An 18,060-nucleotide genomic window follows, 5' to 3' on the forward strand; every position below is an offset into this window, starting at 1 on the left:
CCCAGTGCCGAAACGTCTGACCTTGACCTATCCGGCCGAGCGACATATCAAAAAGTCAGTCGTCACATACGGCGAATTATTACAACGCCCCCTATGATTACAAGAGATTCGGCCGAATTCCGCTTTGAAGACGAAAATCCTACTGCTGATTCCCACCCTGGACCGCTCCGGAGCCGAGAAGCAACTCACGCTTTTGGCCTCGGGATTGTCGTCTGAGGAATTCGACGTCCGCGTCGTCGCCTTAACGCGCGGCGGCCCCTATGCCGAAACGTTGGCCGAACAAGGCATCGATGTTCAGGTTTTAGGAAAACGCTTCAAATTCGATCCGCTGACCCTCTCGCGTTTGCGTCGGATCATTCGAGAGTGGCAACCGGACATTTTGCATTCCTGGTTATTTGCCGCCAATACCTACGGGCGGCTCGTTGCTGGTAAGGGCAAGACTCCGAAAATCATCGTCTCGGAACGCTGTGTCGATTCTTGGAAATCGCGGTGGCAACTGTGGTTTGACAAAAAACTAATTCCGCGGACCCACCTGCTCGTCGGCAACTCGCACAGTGTTGCTGATTTTTATCGCCAGCAAGAGGTTCCGGATCGCAAATTACGGGTGATCTATAATGGAATTGATCTTCCCATGCCTCCGACGGTGACCCGCGCAAATCTTTTTGAGGAACTTGGCCTGCCTGAAGAGGCGCGCGTCGTGGGATTCATCGGGCGACTCGCGCCGCAAAAACGTGTACGGGACCTCGCCTGGACCGTAGAACTCATTAGCAATTTGCAGCCGCACATTCATTTTTTGATCATCGGCGATGGCCCCGATCGCCAACAGCTAGAGACATTCGCCCGCGAAACACAAAATACCGACCGTATTCATTTCCTCGGGCATCACCCTGACCCCGCGCGGTTTTTTCCGGCGATCGAGGTGTTTTGGCTGGCCAGTGATTTTGAGGGACTTTCCAACAGCATCATGGAAGCGATGGCGGCCGGGGTGCCGGTCGTGGCCAGTGACATTCCGCCAAACCGAGAATTGGTCGTCCCCCAAAAAACCGGCTACTTAGTTCCGGTCGGCGACAACGTGGGGCGGGCGAAGTATACGAACATCCTCCTCGAAGACAAAGAACAGCGAGCGGCATTCGGGCAAGCTGCCATCGCACGGATTCGCGACCAATTCAGCATCCCCAGCATGGTTGCCGCCTATGCCAAATTGTATCGTGAAGTCTTGACCGACTAATCCCGTCGGTTTAGTCGTGACGCACCTTTCTATGTCGGACGAGAGATTCTCCCCCACCTCACACGGCATCGTAAAACGTAAATCACAGAAACGACCTTCCCCATGTGTGGAATCACTGGAGCTGCTTGGACCGCCGGACAACCGCCAATGGATATCGATATCCTGCGGCGGATGACGACTGCTCTTGCGCATCGCGGTCCGGATGATTGCGGCTACTACCGTTCCACGGATCACTCCAATGCATCCAGCGAGATGTCCGCTGCTCAACCCCCCGGAGCGGCTTTGGGGCACCGTCGTTTGTCGATCATCGACCTGGGAGGCGGGCATCAACCGCTCTCGAACGAAGACGGCACTGTTTGGATTGCCTTCAACGGTGAAATCTACAACTACCGTGAACTGCAAACCGACCTGGAAAAACGGGGACATCAGTTTCGTACGTCCTGCGACACGGAAGCTATCGTTCACCTCTACGAAGAATACGGCCCGGACTGCGTCACGCATCTTCGCGGTATGTTCGCCTTTGCCATTTGGGATGATCGCAAAAAACAACTGTTGCTTGCTCGTGACCGGCTCGGCCAAAAACCGCTCGTTTATCGGCATGATCCACAGCGGTTGCTCTTTGGTAGCGAACTGAAAAGCCTGCTGCAGGTCCCCGGTCTGCCGCGCGACATTGATCCGGTTGCCTTGAATGAATATCTGACCTATCAGTACGTCCCCGCCCCGCGGTGCATGCTGGCCGGTTTTCAAAAACTTCCGCCCGGGTACTTGGCGATCTATCACAATGGCGAATTGAACGTACGTCGTTATTGGAAGCCGGGGTACGAACAAGGGGAGTTGCAACGCGCTGGACTCGATTTCAGCAATCCGGAGAATGCCCCCGCTCAGGAAATTCGTGAGCAACTTCGCACGGTGCTCACCGAAGCAGTCCGGTTGCGGATGCGGAGCGACGTGCCGCTTGGGGCGTTTCTTTCCGGCGGCGTGGATTCGACAATTATCGTCGGGCTGATGCAAAAACTCTCCGAGCGCCCCGTACAAACATTTTCGATCGGATTTCCCGTCAAAGCGTTCGATGAACGCGCCTATGCCCGCGAAGCAGCGGAGCATCTGGGAACCGAACATCACGATGCGATGGTGACACCCGATGCGCTCAAGATCCTACCGCGATTGATTTGGCAATACGACGAACCATTCTCGGATAGTTCCGCGATCCCCACGATGTATCTCTCGGAGATGACCCGCCAAAATGTCACTGTGTCGCTGTCAGGCGATGGGGGTGATGAGTTATTTGCCGGTTACGATCGTTACAAGGCGGTCCGCATCGCCGAATGGTTTGACGGCTTGCCGCGGCCGTTGCAAAAAATGGCGACGTTGAAATTGTGGCAACATTTTCCGGCATCGGTCCGACAGAAATCGCGGCGACGTCGGCTCAAACGTTTGTTGGCCGCCCTGGGCGAACCGCGGGAACGACGCTATTTGAAATGGGTCAGCATTTTTGACGACCAGCGCCTGGCGGGTTTGCTAACGGATGATTTTCGTGCGGCTGTAGGAGAGGCCGACGCAGCTGCACCGTTATTACGGTCGTACGAAGAATGTCCGAATCGCGACTTCGTCACCCGCACCACCTGCGCCGATGTGCTGACTTATCTGCCGGGAGACATTCTCAACAAAGTCGACATCGCCAGTATGACTTATGGGTTGGAATGCCGTAGTCCGTTTTTGGATCACCATGTCACCGAGTTCGCCGCCAGCCTGCCTATACAGGCCAAACTTCGCGGGCGGCAAGGGAAACGAATTCTGCTGGAGACGTTCGGCGACCTGCTGCCGGAATCGATCCAGTCGCGGCCGAAGATGGGTTTCGGCGTGCCGTTGGACCATTGGTTTCGGCATGAATTGAAACCGATGCTGCAAGAAACACTGCTGGATGGGTCCGCACTGAACCGTGGCTATTTCCGCCCTGAAGCGGTCGAGCAATTGGTGAAAGAGCATCTCGATGGCCAATGGGATCACAGTTACCGTCTGTGGTCGCTGCTCTGCTTAGAGTTGTGGCAGCGGATGTTCGTCGATGCGTCGACGGTTCCCGACATGGCTCCCGCATAACGCCAGGTGAATTCGGCCGTTGCCGCGAAATTATGCTGCCACGCTGGTCCACACTTCATAGAATTCTCGAAGAAGTGCGAACCGTCAACGCCTATATCACCATCGATAGCCAAGGCCTTGATAAACGCCCCATGCAGGTTACGTATCAAATTTGAGCCGGTCTTTCAAATCGTGGAGTTTTTAAGTAGCGCTACTACCTCTCAGTGCTCCGGTTAGGCAAACCCTGCCTATTGGTTGGTAGAGATTGCCGGTTCTTGTGCACAGAGGGCCGGGCGAACTCAACCGGTTGAAAGCATTCTTCCGATTTAAGGGATGGAATTGTTGGACAATTCCACAGTCCTTATCCGGCGTTTTGAGTCAAGCACCGCACGGCCGCATCCTGCTTCGGTCCGTGATCTCAAAACTGTCCGACCAGCTGCATTTGGGGGATCAATTGGCCGCTCAGGCTGGCTGATTTCCCATCGCGTCGTGCGCGCAATCAAGGAAGATGGCATGCCACACCGATTCATTGTAATCACCACGTTGACCGCGATCGGGTTGGGGATTTCTGCCGGAATCTCGAAGGCTGCGGAACCGCCTGTTGATCAAAATGCTTACGCAGCTGGCTATCAACAACAGCAGCAGAGGGTCTATGTGCCGCCGCCCAAGCCTGCGCCCCCTCAAGTAATCAATCCGTATAAGCCGCTGTTTTTTGACAACGACTTCACCTACGGAAGCAATCCCAACGACCCGCCGCTCTTGGGTGACAGCCTCAACCAGATTCATCTGGCGGACGATTTCCTCATTCTTTCCGCCGGTGGCGAACTGCGTTTTCGCCCGATGGACGAACGCAACCGTCTGCGGCCGGGTGGACCGGGGCGCAGTACTTACAACTTGTGGCGGTGGCGGCAATACTTCAATCTTGAAGTGGGCGATTGGGGCCGCGCCTATGTGGAATTTATTGACGCATCCGCCTGGGACCCTGATCTGCCGCTATTGCCCATCGACGTCGATCGTTGGGAGGTACTCAACGCCTTTGTCGACGTGAACCTGGAAACCACGTTGGATGTTCCCGGTACGTTTCGAGTGGGACGGCAGGAAATGCTCTACGGCAAGCAGCGGTTGGTCTCGCCGTTGGATTGGAGCAATACGCGTCGGAACTTCCAGGGGCTTAAATACCTTTACAGCGAAGGGGATTGGGACCTGAACATCTTCGCCACCAACCCGGTCAACGCTGCGGCTCGCGGGATCGTACCGGTTGAAGATTTTGACAACAACTTTAATCAACCCGATTACGATCAGTTTTTCTCGGGTGTTTATTCCACCTACCGGGGATTCGAAAATAGTTACGTCGATTTGTATTGGTTGTGGTTGCGGGATACTCAGCAAGTCGAGAACGTCGCCGATGGGTTTCGGCACACCGTGGGCTTGCATTGGAATATGACAAGCCCAGTGACGGACGCATGTGGGAACGTCTCGCGAGTGTGGGACCTGGACTTTGAAGGCGCCTACCAATTCGGCAGCGACAACAGCGAGCGGATCAACGCTGGATTCTTTACCGGAATCCTGGGCCATACCTGGAAGCAGGTCCCCTGGCAACCGCGTCTGTCCGGCCTGTTTTACTGGGGCTCAGGCGATCAGGATCCCAACGATGACGAGACGAACACCTTCAGCGTACTCTATCCGCTGGGACATGCCTACTGGGGGATCTTGGATAACCTCGCCGGCCAAAACCTGCTCGACTACAGCGCGCAACTTGATTTCAGCCCGGCAAAAAAATGGAAAGGGACAGCCGCTTGGCACTGGTTTGATTTGGCCAGCACCAACGACTTTCTCTACAACGTCGCCGGCGCGCCGCTGGGAACGCTTGACCAAGGCCAAAACATCGGCAACGAGTTGGACCTAATCGCCACGTATACGTACAACCCCAACTTCTCCGTCTCGGTCGGATACTCGTGGTTCTGGTACGGCGAATACGTGCACAATGCCCTGCCCCGGGATACTGCCACGCAATTCTATCTGCAAACGCATATCCGTTATTAGGCGGACGATCGAAAACGGGAGCGGCCGGCAAAGCACGGCTCAGCAAGCTGGAAGTGGCACGCGACTCTCAGAAAAAATCAAAGACCGGCAGGAAGCATTCCCGCCGGTCTTTTTTCGAATCAAATTATCGAGCAACACCTATAGTTTGATGTAGATGTTGTTCTTCTCCAGGACGCGCACAAACAGCCACGTGAATAACATAAAGACGGTGAATCCCAACCACATGTACCATGTGGCCACATCGCGCGGCATGAAGGCTTTTACGGCACCACCGGTCAAGGGATGCAAGGCATACGCGAACAAAGCGTTGGTGCCGAATGTGGTGAATAACCCCAATCGCAATCCCCAAATATCACAGGCGATATAGAAGATCGCATACAAGAAAATCGACATTCCCCCTGCAATGACGGTGTAGGACAACGTGCCTTGTCGCTGGCTGACCATCCAGTAATTCCACTCCCGCAACATCACCGATCTCTTGCCTACACCCGGTTTGGTGTGCGGGGGATAGACAAACGGAGGCTCGGCAACGATCGCGCGCCAGCCTTGTTCGTCAAAGCGTGCCTTGAGGGCATCGATGCGCGCCTGGGAAGGGAACACGGGATCAATCGCGAGTTTGGAATCGCGGAAGACTCGCACCTGTGGCGCGTTGGGGTCCTGAGGGTTCGCCTTGAGTTCTTCAAGTCCAGCCGCAGCGGCCGCATCCTCTTGGATCAATGCTTCCTTTTGGGCGGTTAGTTTCGCTCGTTGCTTTTCATCAACGACCTTGTCGACGGTTTTCGAACCGTTCAGTTTTGCATTGATCTCACCCAACTTGGCTTTGACTTCAAGTTGTTTGCTGATGAAGACCTCAGTGCCGTCGCGATAGGCCTGAAATTCCTGTTTAATTACGTCGATCTTGTTGCGTAATTCACTATCCTTCTCCAGCGCGGCTTCCAGCTCTTGATTCAGTTTCTCGCGTTCCTCGGGATCGGTGACTTGCTCCACGGCCAGCGACATGCCGTCCAGTTGCGCGCGGAGACCGGCGATCGCCTTGCCGACTTCACCCAATTCTTTATTCAGCGGCGCGATTCGCCCATTGATTTCGTCGGTGAGATACTTCTGCATCTTGGCGTCTTGTTCCCGCTCGGCGATTTGGCTTTCGGTCACGTCGTACAGACGCGTGCCACAGGTCATTAGCCAGCCGATGCCCATCACCACGATCGACCAGGCAAACATTTTGACCAGATTGGGACGTCCCTCGGCGCCGGCGACCGCGTCGCAGGTCAGTGTTCCCAGCAGCGCGGGGATCGACCACGTTAAAACGCCGATGGGTCCGCCGTCGATGACGTTGGGAGACGTGCTGCACCATTCAAAGTTGAATGAGTGCGATAGTAAAACATGCAAGGCAGCCGATCCGAACAGATAGGCAATCCGCACACCAGCCGAGGAACGGATGACCGGAGTGATCCAAATGGCTGTGAGTGCGATATGCATCAAGGTTTGAAACCATTCCCGTTTCATTGGGGAATAGAGCGCGCCCCACACGCCGATGTGTTGCAATTCTTCCCAAGATTCCGCTGCACGGCCCGAGCCGTAAACGGCAATGGCGACCAACATCAAACCCAGAAAACGCGTCACGACCTTTCGATAGGCAGCTCCCACACCGGCGGAGCTGATGCGGCGGCCGAACGTCAGGCGAAAGGCGAATCCGACCGCAAACAAAAAGTGCGGCATGATCGTGTCGGCGTAACTCAGATAGTTGTGGCTATGCTTGAGCACTTGGGGGCAATTGGTGAATCCACCCAGGAAATTCACCAGAAACATGCCGGCCACGGTGTAGCCGCGGAATTGGTCCAGCGATGCAATCCGAGCCGGCTTGAGGGAAGACGATGACATCCGTTGGGTGACTCCCGACTAGCGGTGGAGGGGGCGAAATAAACGACGAAAAAAGCAGACTGGCTGAGGCATCCGCTCAGCCGGCATCAATACGTGCCACGAAAGCGTATCCCATGCGGCCCCCACACATCCGCCGGAAAATGTCCGCAGACGGCAACAGCAAAAAAACCCGCCAGGTCAGAGGACACAGAGACCCGCGCATCGACCAGCGTGAAGACCGAAAACATCTTCATGGATTTCACGACGGCTTGCAAGGGATTCCCGGAAAAACTGGGTGGTGTGATTGCGACAACGGTGAATTGGGTGGGGGCTTTGGTTTACTGGTCACGCGGGGTGCACGCGGTAAGCTGCATTGTCCATGCCTAGAAGAAGGGATCGGAGATCTGCTACGTGTAAAACAGTCGGATGATTTCCACGACGCATTGCTAGATTGGGATCGAAATTTGCATTCGGGATGGGGTTTGCAGCATAATGAGCGAACCGTCCGCGGGAGGTGATCTGGCTTCGGCGGGGGTTTATTCGGATCTGGATCAACAGTTGTTCTATTGAAAGAGATTGAATGCCATACGCGCGGTTAGAGCCTGTGTTCACAAACGCAATGGAAGTCCAAATGGGTTCCCCGTATCAGTGGGCTGATCTAACATTGAAAGGGAGTTGGGTACCTGAATTGCCTGACTTTACTTGGCAGGATATCCATTCTAAGAGTGATAACGGACGATATCTCGCTGTCGTGGCGTGGGATATTTCCGACAATAATCCGGGATTTCGAATCGTCGTGATCGACAAGAAAGACAAAACATTTCGGCAGTAGAAGCGAATTACTGGATGTTGTAAATTGATAGACATCGCGGATTCAAGAATAACCTTCGAAACATACAACGTGATTGCAATGTCAAAACTGGCCGACTACGAATCAACTGAATAATGATCAACAGGCCGCGTAATAATTTTGTGAACTGGAGCCACAAATCCTGTGGATTTTACAATCAACGCGTAACCCCGCCGCCCGGTTATGCCAGACGCTATCTGGAAAAACATGTCGGACTCACTCATTAATCTGACAGAATTTTCGCTTGTTTGGGGGCCGATAGATCTTCCCGACCCTGCGTATAGTTTCGACGACAATTGGAAGTCTGAAATCTACACCCCAAAAGAGATCGCAGACGCGATCCTTGCGGTTTCACAAGTGAGGCTAGTGCATGACGCGAAGCCAGACTGGACTGCTTGGGTTGCACGTTGGGAATCTGGACATCACTACATCGAGTTCGACATCCTCGATTGCCCGTTCGCCCCCGACAATGAAATACGGCCCGGAATTGCGTCATATTGGGGCGGTTCCAAATTTGAAACGCATTGCACAATGTCGGAACTTTTAAGAGTTTGGCATGGCATCCAAAAGCGTTGCCCCGGTGTGTGGCTACACAATACTGATTGCCGAATGTATTCCCCCGATTCTTTTCAAAAGACTTTTGGGGTAGTCGAGTGAACGGTTCGCGAAAAAATTGAGGAAAAACAGAGTGAACTGAAGCGGAGAATCCAGCCAAATCTGAAATCAAAGCGAAACTTAATCGCCCGATGATTCGGATCGTTACCCAAACCCAAAAGACGCAATGCCCAGCATTTCTGATCGACCAACCCTGACCGCGAGCCTAAAACCGATGTAGGTGGACGGTGAGTTTGGATTCATGACTCGAGCGTCAGCAAACGACAGCGATGGGGCTAAACTCAATTCAGTTTCCACATTCCCAGAAGACGAGGGTTAGAGATAATTTTAAGTTTTATACTGAGTGCCGTGCGATGCCACCCTCATTTCAACCGCAACCCGCAGGACCAATTGATGATGCTAAAATTTCGAAGTCACCTTCATCGCTTGAGTCTTTGTGTCGTGCCTGCGGTGGTTCTCAGCACCATTTTCGTCGCGACTGCGGGCGGGGCTGATGTGGCTGGTGAATTGCCGATTACGGTTTCGCGGTTCGATCAGCAGGTCCAGGTTCCCTATACCACTGCCAACGGACTGCCGTCGAATGATGTGTTGCAAATAGCGCGCGACGACGACGGGACCCTCTTTGCCAAGACGAGCAAGGGGATCGCATGTTTCGAGGATCCGAGCTGGGTTGCGGTCGACGATTCCGTTGCTGCAGGGCTTTTTCCGGTCGAGTCCCCTTGGTATGCGACGCTGGCAGAGCATGTCAGCCGCCGCGGGATGGTCCGTGCGGTCGCCGAGCATGAGGGTGAAATCGCTGTTGCTGCCGAGAACGGCCTGTTTCTCGGAGATGGAAAGAACTGGAGTTTGGCGCTTCCGGGCGATGAGCGGAGACGTTGGGCGCCGATCTATGTCCGTGCCGTTGTCTATGATCGTGACGGCCGATTGTGGTTTGCTTCCCCGCAAGGTGTGGGATTTCGCTCCGGTGACGATCAATGGACGCTGCTGGATGGAACAGACGGCTTGCCTTACAACGACTTCACCTGCATGGCCGCAGGTCCCAAAGGAATCTGGTTTGGAACCAAAAACGGCGCCATTCGCTACTCCGATGGTGTCTGGGAATTTCGACAAGGACGACGATGGCTCCTCGACAACCATGTCCGCGACATTGTCATTACGGATGACGGCAACGCTTGGTTCGCCACAGCCGGCGGCATTTCTTGCATCCAGTTTCGTCCGACAACACTCGAAGAGAAAGCGAAATTCTACGAAGCTGAAATCGAGAAGTATCACCGCCGAACGAGTTTCGGATACGTCAATCCAGCCGTGCTATCCGCACCAGGGGACAAAAGCACGGCGGTTCCCACGTATTCCGACAACGACGGATTCAACACGGGACTTTATCTCGGCGCGATGAGCATGGCCTATACCGTGACGGGGGACGCCGCCTACCGACAACATGCTGAAAACTCCTTCCGGGCCCTGGCGTTTTTGAGCGAAGTCACCCAAGGCGGACCGCACCCGGCGCCGCGCGGGTTTATTGCTCGCAACGTGATCCCGACCACCGACCCCGATCCCAACCAGCGGTACGACTTGAATTATGACATGGGTCGCACCAAACGGGACTCATTGTGGAAGATCATCCAGCCGCGACTACCGGTCGATGCGTCGGGAAAGTGGTACTGGAAGTGTGATTCCAGTTCCGATGAACTCGACGGCCATTTCTTCGGGTTGGCCACTTATTTCGACCATGTTTGCGAGACCAAGGCGCAAAAGGACGAGGTTCGAAAAGTTGTGCGGCGAATCATCGATCACCTTCTGGCGAACGATTTGAGTCTCGTCGATCACGACGGTCTGCCGACACGCTGGGCGCACTTTTCTCCGGACGACCTCAACCGAAACTTCGCTTGGGTTGCCGAGCGAGGACTGAATTCCTACAGCATCCTGACTTATCTCTTGATTGCGGAGCACATCACGGGCGACCCGAAGTACCGCGAAGCCTACTTGAAACTTGCACTCGATCACGGCTACGGCATGAACGGCATGACTCAGATGCGATTGTTGGAAGGCCCCAATTCACCCGGTCATCAACCGGATGACAACATGGCCTTTATGAATTACTACCACCTGATTCGCTACGAGACGGATCCCAAACTGCTCAATATGTACCAGTACGCGATTCGCGTGAACTGGAAATACGAAAAGCCGGAACGCAATTCCTTCACGAACTTTATCTACGGCGCCTGTTCACTCGGGAAGACACGTCGTGACCAATGGGGCGAAGTGGACCTGTCTCCTCCTGCGGAATGTTTCACAGGAGCCATCGATACGCTGCAGCGATATCCTTTGGATCTGATCGAATGGCCCATGTCCAACGCCCATCGTATCGACTTGGTCCAAATGGGTGACCACGATGGGCATGGGGCTCCCATCGGTCGTCGCGTCGATGGCTATGTCTTTCCGATCGACGAGCGTCAGGAAACCTACTGGGATTGGAACCCCTGGAAACTCACCTCCGGTGGGGACGGAATGCGACTCCGTCCCGGCTTCCATTATCTACTTGCCTACTATATGGGGCGGGTGCATGGTTTCATTGCCGAATAGACGACGCGGAAACCCTACGCGACTCAATCACCCAACGCCCAAGGTCACCCGTCGTCAGCCCCTCAGGAAGACGCTTGCTGCAATTCAGGCGGCGGTATTACTGTTGGGTTTGGAGACGACCAATGCCGGCGGGTGGACCATCCTGTGCGGCTTTCTTCTTCAGATGGCGTCCGGTGAAAAATGCGACAGCACCAAATACAATAAAATCGAACGCGCCAAGGCCGCTGGTTATCGCTGCCAATCCCCAAACGCTGAAAAACCGATTCTGGATTGAGTGCTGAGAATTCTTTGGATCGTAAAGCACTTCAATCTGGTCTCCCACCATACCTGGAGGTGGATAGCTTGCAGAGGAGGATATCACCTTAACAGACTGGCCGTCTTGATCGGTAAAGACATATACCGGGGCATACAAAGTGTCCCCGTCCTTTCCTTCTCTCTCTATCAAATCCGTAATTGTGGCCTGCGTTGTAATCGCATCGCTCAGATAGTTCCATCGGTAAACTGCTGACACGGCCCCGATGAGCAGGAAAAGCACAGACATCCCGCAAAGAATCTTCGCCCACCGATTCCAAGCTTTAGCGCTGAAATCGAATATGACTAAACGCTCGAACGGATTCAAACCTTTGGCGCTGAAGTCTGACATGGCTAATTTCTCGAATGGTTGAGCTGACCAAGCTTCCGTAATCCGTGCCGCTGATAAATTCGCCTGATTGGGCAACACTGTTCCCATAGAAATGTGTTACCGCTTTGATGTTAACACATTAGAAACGGGAAAGCTTAGCGAATTCTTTTCTCATGCGCAGGAGCCTAGGAGAGCGACACCGCTTTCCCTACCCCTAGTTCTCCCAAATTTTATCCCCCATTCCCCCCAACGATCGTTGCTGTCCGCGTCCACAGCGGTAAAATACTAGGGGCCGCTTTGTGTTTGCAAAAAGACCTGCCCCCGCCGCGCCCGCTGCAAGGCGGGGCGTCTGAGAGAAAATCGACCCGTTAGGAACAGCACCGTGCGACAATCTATTGGCACTGCGTTACAATTTTGCTGCCTCGTGTTTTTACCCCTGATGGTGATTTTCTCGATCAACTTCTACAACTTTCCGCTGATCGTGATGCCTGTTTCGCTGCTCATTACGATCGTCATCTTCAGTTTGGGACAGGTGTTGAAAAGCGAGTAAGCACAATGGCAACAACTTCGCCATTGGAAACAACGGAATTGCTGTCCAACACGCTCGAAACATAGCCGGCCCCTGATCCAACCCTTTCTTATCGATGGCCGCCCTCATGACGACCGCCCGCACATTGGCGATATTGACGATTTCCGCAATCAGCCTCACGGTCTGTGCGGCAGACGCCATCGCTCAGGCTCCGACCGGGCGACTACAGGAATCGGTGTTTCTGGATACCGATTCGTCCGCCACGAAAAAATTGAGCGCGCTCGAGGAATACCTGCTTGCCGAACAGTGGTCCGAAGCAGTGCAGCTTGCCAATCAGATCCTGGAACAACATGGCGAAAAACTGATCGCAGCGGGAACCGGGCGGTATATCGGTCTGCGAACGCGGTGCCATGCGTTGTTAGCGACGATGAATGCCGACGGCTTAAAAACCTTGCGGCAACGGCTTGATCCCCAAGCACGACAATGGCTGGAGGAAGGCCGCACCAATCATGAGGAAGCGCCGCTGCTGAAGATCGTCAAGCTGGCATTCTTAAGCAGTCATGGAGATGACGCTTTAGCGACGTTGGGAGAAATGGCATTCGAACGCGGGGCCTATGGGGATGCGCGCGGTTATTGGGAAATGACTTTACCGATCGAACCGCCGCGGCCGGCGCGAGATCCGCTAACCGTCCTGACCTATCCCGATACGGACCTCGACCTTGCAGAAATGCGTGCCCGCCTGGTGATGTGCAGTCTGTTTCAACGGGACTTGCCCCGCTTCGAACAAGAACTAGCGGCGTTCACCTTGCGGCACAGCGACGCTGAAGGAACATTGGCGGGACGAACGGGACAGCTGAGCGAAATATTGAAGACCTTGGCCGAGGAGGCACAGCATTGGACTGACTCCACGACCGATTCCGACGTCTCAACGTTTGCTGGAAACGCGAGTCGCAATGCAGTGCTTCCGCAAGCCATTGACGACATCGGCGCCGTGCAGTGGACGCACCCCTTGCCGCCGGCGGCCCATGCAGAAAAGTCGCGCCGCGGCGGCTTGGCGAAACCGGTTTATTTGAGTTATTTCCCGGTCATCGTCGGCGATACGCTGTTTGTCAACGACGCAACTACGGTTTCCGCCTATGACTTGCTCACCGGGAAACCGGCATGGTCAGGACCGAATAGTCACGATGCAGTTATCTATCGGGCCTTGCGGCCATTTGGCAATCAACGAGACAAGAAGAACGCGCGAATGGGAATTCCGCGATACACCATGACCGTCCATGATGGTCGGCTCTACGCACGGATGGGCTCCCCGGTCACAAGCCGATCCGACGAGAATCAACTCATCCGTTCGGAAAGCCATCTTGTCTGTCTGAACATCGCCACGGGGCAAGGCAAAGCGATATGGACGATCGAGGCGGGCGAGATTTCTCCGGATCTTGGGAACTGGGAATTCGAAGGCTCGCCGATTGTGACGGATGGAAAACTTTATGTCGCCTTAAGGAAAAGTTTACCGCAACCGCAAGCGAATGTCGCCTGCTTTGATGCGGAGAACGGAAGGCTGCTGTGGAATCGTAAGGTGTGCGCGTTTTTGGCGCCGGATGGGGATAACCTGGAGGAGGTTAGCCATCAACTCTTAACGTTGGGTGATGGAACACTGTTCTACTCCACGAATCAGGGCGCCATCGCCGCGATTGATGCACACGACGGCTCATTAAATTGGGTCGTCACTTACGAGCGAAACACGCAACAGCCCTGGATGTCAAAATTAAAAAACGGCCTGGTGCCCTGCCTCTACCATCAAGGAACCGTTGTGGCAGCACCGGCGGACTTGAAGAACATCGCCGCCCAAGGTGCCGGTCCCGGTCAATTTTGGAGGAAGCCCGCAACGGGGACGATCATGGGCATCGATGCTAAGACCGGTGTTCGCAAATGGACCAAAGAGCTAACCGGCGGCGTGCGACATCTGCTGGGTGTTCGTCAAAACCGGCTGATTGTTTCGGGCGACTTTCTTTGGGGCATTGACCTCGACACGGGACGAATGGTCTGGAAGAAAGGACAAAGAGATGCAGAGTCGTACGGCTACGGGAGGGGCTTGCTGGCCGGGGATTTTGTGATGTGGCCGAAGCGAGAATCGATCTGGGTTTTGAATGCTCTCACGGGAGCACCACATGCGGAAATCGCCATCGGACAATGGCGCACCGACTCCGGCCCAAAATTGACCGGGGGAAATCTGTTGATTGCCGACAACATGTTGGTCATCGCCCAGGAGCAGGCGCTGGTCGCCTATGCACTCTGGGGACGCATGAAGAAAAAACTCCGCGAGGAAATCTCCGCGGCGCCCGACGACCCGTTTCCCCATCTGCGCCTGGCGCGTGCCGAACATGCCTCGGGGGATTGGGACTCGGCCATCAAAGAGTACCGCCAAGCCGTTCGCCTGGCAGCGCCGCGGGACCAGTTTCAAAATCGTCCGCTCAACACGTTTGCCACCGAGAAACTGGCCGAATTGTTGATCCTGACAGCGCAGCGGGCGGCCAAGGAGGGCGATGGCGAGACGACAACTCAAAATTATCACGATGCGCTGCAGTTGTCGACGGCTCCCGAAGTCCGATTGGAAATCGCACGCGGCCTAGCTGCCGCTTATGCCGAGTTGGAGAAGCCACGTGAGGCAGTCGCAGCGTGGCAGGAGATCTTAGATGCTTCCCAACTTTCAGAACTTTACATCGATGCGACACCGGGCCACCGGCGCCGCGCCGGCGATCTTGCCGATGCTGAAATCGATAACCTGCTCGCCCTGCACGGCGATGCCGTCTATGAATCCATCGAAGCTCGCGCCACGACTGACACGGAAGCACTGCCTGTTGACAGCTCTTCGAATAGACTTCGCGCAGTCTTAATGCGCTATCCACATGCGCGCGTTGCGGCGCGTCGTTGGCTCGATATTGCAGAGGAACACAGCCAGCTGCATGCCTACGACCGCGCCATCGAGGCCTATGAACATTTGCTGGATCACCGCGACGATGAGATCCGTTTGTCGGCGCTGTGGGGCATGGCTCGTGCACTAGAACAATCCGAGAATTGGCGAGAAGCGCAGCAGTCTTGGTTGGAATTGGCGGCGCAATTCCCGGAATCAATGATTCCTGATAGTGAACCGCCGATGAGGTTTGCTGCGTATGTGCGGTCCCATTTAGAGCGGCCGGATTTTGCGCATCAGACGCAAATCGATGCCCCCCCCGAGGCCATTTTACCCCTGCGACGCAGTTGGAGACGCTCACTGGGTAGTCACCGGCGACTGCTGATTCCGGTCGGCATGCCGCCGTCACTAGAAATGCAATCGGTGATCATCGCCGCTGACCGCCTCAACTGTTTCAACATGATCGACGGCAGCCTGCGTTGGCAGGCTGCGATAGCGGACGAAATCGAGTGGGCCGGATACGCGGGGACGCGGTTGCTGTTGTCCGGACCGCGCGGCTTAGAAGGGGTGTCACTGCGTACTGGCCAACGGTTGTGGCGGATGGAGAATGAATCGCTGGCAAATTCCTCCCACCAACTCACCAACGACGTGGGTAGGAAACCCCGGCTGCTTTTTGACGGACATCGTCCGCTGGTCTGCTTGCTCGCGCATGACGAAATCGTCTGCGTACGGGCTAACGATGGGAAAGTCACGTGGCGGTTTCGCCCACCCCAAGGAACCATCAATCCCCATTGGTTTCTACACCGCGACCGTTGTGTCGTGCAGACAACAGATCCACTGCGCGTCTTTGTTTTAAACGCCGCCGACGGTACGCCATTGGCTGATTCCGTTAGCCCCAACGAGCCATGGTCGGCCGATCCACGCAGTTTCGAGAATGATTATTTGGCTTTGGCGGTCAACTCCGCAGCAGAGACCACCTTCACGCGTTACGGGCTAAACGGCGCGATCCGCTGGCAATACCCGCAAGCCATTTCCCGCACCAACGCCGCTCCTGATTTTCTCACTAACGGTCGCGACGTCACCCTCGTCGTCGATGGCGACACATTGATCGGCGTTGGCGCGGACGACGGAAGTAAGCGATGGAGTGTTGGGCTGGGACTGAAGATCCTGCCCCACGCCCGCAACCGCATGGCCATCGACGGAGATTCGATCTATGTGGCGAGCGAGGGTATCCTGCGTAGTTTCCGGATCGATGACGGCGACCTTCGCTGGGAACAGTTTTTGGGGGGCGACAACGTGTCCTGGAAGATCGCATGTTGCGGACGTTATCTACTAGCGTCGCCACGCTTCCACAATCAAGCTGGTGATTTTCCGGTGTTGTTTTGCGATCCGGCGACCGGTGCGTTGGTCCAGAAACTACATTTTAGCGGGCAGGGAAAAATCGACGTGCACATCGCTGCCGGTGTGACGCTGGTTAGCTCGGCCGATTACGTCTATGCCTTAACGCGGATGTGACTGTCGATTTCAAGCCATCAATTCGGCAATCGGGTCCGCTTGGGCGATGGCGAGTGATTCGTGACGACCGCAGTTGAGTTTGGCGGCAGCATCGATTCCCAAATGCTGATAAATCGTCGCGGCCAATTCAGAGGCATGCACCGGGCGGTCTTTGGGTTCGGTCCCTTGCCGGTCGCTGGCTCCGATCACACGGCCACCCTGAACAGCGCCGCCGGCGGCAATCGCCGTCCAAACGCCGGGCCAGTGATCGCGTCCGCCTCGCGCGTTGATCTGCGGCGTCCGTCCAAATTCACCAACGGCCAAAACGAGTGTCGACTCCAACAAACCTCGTTCACTCAAATCGTCCAGCAGCGCCGTATAAGCGCGGTCGAACATCGGGCAAACCGTCCGGGAATAATCTTCAAGCGTTGTGGATAAGTCGCCGCCGTTGGCATGACAATCCCAACTCACTTGACCGAACACCGTATCGAACATATTGACCGTCACAAAATCAACCCCCACTTCGACCAACCGCGCCGCCGCTCGACAATTTTGTCCAAAGGACGTGTGACCGTAACAGTCCGCAGCGGGGGTCGGCTCAGCCGATAATACGGAGCTAGCGGTGAGGTAATCCGGATCACGTTGCCGCCCCAATCCCCCCGCGTCCTGCCCATGAGAAACATTCACGCCGGTGTTTCCCAAGCGACCTCCCAAGACGACGTAGCCGCTGTCGTCACGGCTACCGCGCAGCTGCCGTACGACCGACCCGACGCTGGGCCGCTCGATACCGCCGCGAAACAGGAAGCCGGTATTGATCAATTGATGACCGGTTTCGTGGATCGGCGATTCCTCGTGATAGACGCCGCGCAACAACGCATATTGATTGGCTCGCGCCGCCATCAATGGAAAATGTTCACTGAGTTGAATGCCGGGAACATTAGTCGAGATCGCTGAAAACGGTCCGCGAATCTCCGATCGTGCCTCCGGTTTGGGATCCCACGTATCCAGATGACTCGGTCCGCCGTTGAGGAACAACAGAATCACGCGGCGCTCACTTTGTGCGGCGCGCGTGCTGTTCGTGTTGGCTAGGGAGGGTGTTGCGGCCAACCCCATGCCAGCTGCCCCCAGACCGGCGCTGCTGGTTCGCAAAAAATCCCGTCGGGAAACTCCACTGTCCTGCCCCATGTGGTTTTGCGTCATTGGTCTGCCTTGGATCTCGGAGGAGTAGGTCATTTCAAACGAAACGTTCAAC

General features: G+C 55.3%; 11 protein-coding genes. 8 read left to right on the forward strand and 3 right to left on the reverse strand.

The features are described from left to right. The first annotated feature begins 124 nt into the window (after positions 1-124). The 3 genes from CA54_RS22915 to CA54_RS22925 all read left to right on the forward strand — a co-directional run bounded on the left by CA54_RS22915 (position 125) and on the right by CA54_RS22925 (position 5,347). Positions 125-1,228, forward strand: a complete 1,104-nt coding sequence (locus tag CA54_RS22915) for a glycosyltransferase family 4 protein (RefSeq protein ID WP_231963166.1) — start codon at positions 125-127, stop codon at positions 1,226-1,228. 102 nt (positions 1,229-1,330) lie between these two features. After that, complete coding sequence (gene asnB / locus CA54_RS22920) at positions 1,331-3,325, forward strand: asparagine synthase (glutamine-hydrolyzing) (RefSeq protein ID WP_146373286.1); 1,995 nt, start codon at positions 1,331-1,333, stop codon at positions 3,323-3,325. A 492-nt stretch (positions 3,326-3,817) separates the two neighbouring features. Continuing rightward, positions 3,818-5,347 (forward strand): alginate export family protein, encoded by a 1,530-nt coding sequence (locus tag CA54_RS22925; RefSeq protein WP_197532745.1) that lies wholly within the window; start codon positions 3,818-3,820, stop codon positions 5,345-5,347. Positions 5,348-5,485: 138 nt separating this feature from the next. Here the strand turns inward: CA54_RS22925 and CA54_RS22930 are convergent, their stop codons facing one another. Continuing rightward, a complete protein-coding gene (locus CA54_RS22930) occupies positions 5,486-7,225 on the reverse strand; it encodes a heparan-alpha-glucosaminide N-acetyltransferase domain-containing protein (protein ID WP_146373288.1) in 1,740 nt (579 codons plus the stop codon). Between the two features lie 610 nt (positions 7,226-7,835). On the opposite strand from CA54_RS22930, the gene CA54_RS22935 reads away from it, so the two are divergent. The 3 genes from CA54_RS22935 to CA54_RS22945 all read left to right on the forward strand — a co-directional run bounded on the left by CA54_RS22935 (position 7,836) and on the right by CA54_RS22945 (position 11,252). Beyond that, complete coding sequence (locus tag CA54_RS22935) at positions 7,836-8,036, forward strand: hypothetical protein (RefSeq protein WP_146373289.1); 201 nt, start codon at positions 7,836-7,838, stop codon at positions 8,034-8,036. A gap of 225 nt (positions 8,037-8,261) precedes the next feature. Beyond that, a complete protein-coding gene (locus CA54_RS22940; RefSeq protein WP_146373290.1) occupies positions 8,262-8,711 on the forward strand; it encodes a hypothetical protein in 450 nt (149 codons plus the stop codon). A gap of 351 nt (positions 8,712-9,062) precedes the next feature. Next, on the forward strand, positions 9,063-11,252 hold the full coding sequence (locus CA54_RS22945) for a hypothetical protein (RefSeq protein WP_146373291.1): 2,190 nt from the start codon (positions 9,063-9,065) through the stop codon (positions 11,250-11,252). Positions 11,253-11,349: 97 nt separating this feature from the next. Here CA54_RS22945 and CA54_RS22950 read toward each other — a convergent pair whose 3' ends face one another. After that, positions 11,350-11,982 (reverse strand): DUF3592 domain-containing protein, encoded by a 633-nt coding sequence (locus CA54_RS22950; RefSeq protein ID WP_146373292.1) that lies wholly within the window; start codon positions 11,980-11,982, stop codon positions 11,350-11,352. A gap of 274 nt (positions 11,983-12,256) precedes the next feature. Here CA54_RS22950 and CA54_RS29590 point away from each other — a divergent pair, with 274 nt between their 5' ends. Further along, positions 12,257-12,424 (forward strand): hypothetical protein, encoded by a 168-nt coding sequence (locus CA54_RS29590; protein WP_197532746.1) that lies wholly within the window; start codon positions 12,257-12,259, stop codon positions 12,422-12,424. A gap of 106 nt (positions 12,425-12,530) precedes the next feature. Next, positions 12,531-16,829, forward strand: a complete 4,299-nt coding sequence (locus CA54_RS22955; RefSeq protein ID WP_197532747.1) for an outer membrane protein assembly factor BamB family protein — start codon at positions 12,531-12,533, stop codon at positions 16,827-16,829. 9 nt (positions 16,830-16,838) lie between these two features. Here the strand turns inward: CA54_RS22955 and CA54_RS22960 are convergent, their stop codons facing one another. Beyond that, a complete protein-coding gene (locus CA54_RS22960) occupies positions 16,839-18,008 on the reverse strand; it encodes a DUF1501 domain-containing protein (protein ID WP_197532748.1) in 1,170 nt (389 codons plus the stop codon). Positions 18,009-18,060 lie beyond the last annotated feature (52 nt).

It is taken from the genome of Symmachiella macrocystis, from assembly GCF_007860075.1.
Lineage (GTDB): Bacteria > Planctomycetota > Planctomycetia > Planctomycetales > Planctomycetaceae > Symmachiella > Symmachiella macrocystis.

What these genes read in the sequence shown, in the direction of transcription:
- CA54_RS22950 (WP_146373292.1), bottom strand. Translation starts at nt 11,982, where the DNA reads ATGGGAACAGTGTTGCCCAATCAGGCGAATTTATCAGCGGCACGGATT.
- CA54_RS22955 (WP_197532747.1), top strand. Translation starts at nt 12,531, where the DNA reads ATGACGACCGCCCGCACATTGGCGATATTGACGATTTCCGCAATCAGC.
- CA54_RS22945 (WP_146373291.1), top strand. Translation starts at nt 9,063, where the DNA reads ATGATGCTAAAATTTCGAAGTCACCTTCATCGCTTGAGTCTTTGTGTC.
- CA54_RS22960 (WP_197532748.1), bottom strand. Translation starts at nt 18,008, where the DNA reads ATGACGCAAAACCACATGGGGCAGGACAGTGGAGTTTCCCGACGGGAT.
- CA54_RS22935 (WP_146373289.1), top strand. Translation starts at nt 7,836, where the DNA reads ATGGGTTCCCCGTATCAGTGGGCTGATCTAACATTGAAAGGGAGTTGG.
- CA54_RS22925 (WP_197532745.1), top strand. Translation starts at nt 3,818, where the DNA reads ATGCCACACCGATTCATTGTAATCACCACGTTGACCGCGATCGGGTTG.
- CA54_RS22930 (WP_146373288.1), bottom strand. Translation starts at nt 7,225, where the DNA reads ATGTCATCGTCTTCCCTCAAGCCGGCTCGGATTGCATCGCTGGACCAA.
- CA54_RS22940 (WP_146373290.1), top strand. Translation starts at nt 8,262, where the DNA reads ATGTCGGACTCACTCATTAATCTGACAGAATTTTCGCTTGTTTGGGGG.
- asnB (WP_146373286.1), top strand. Translation starts at nt 1,331, where the DNA reads ATGTGTGGAATCACTGGAGCTGCTTGGACCGCCGGACAACCGCCAATG.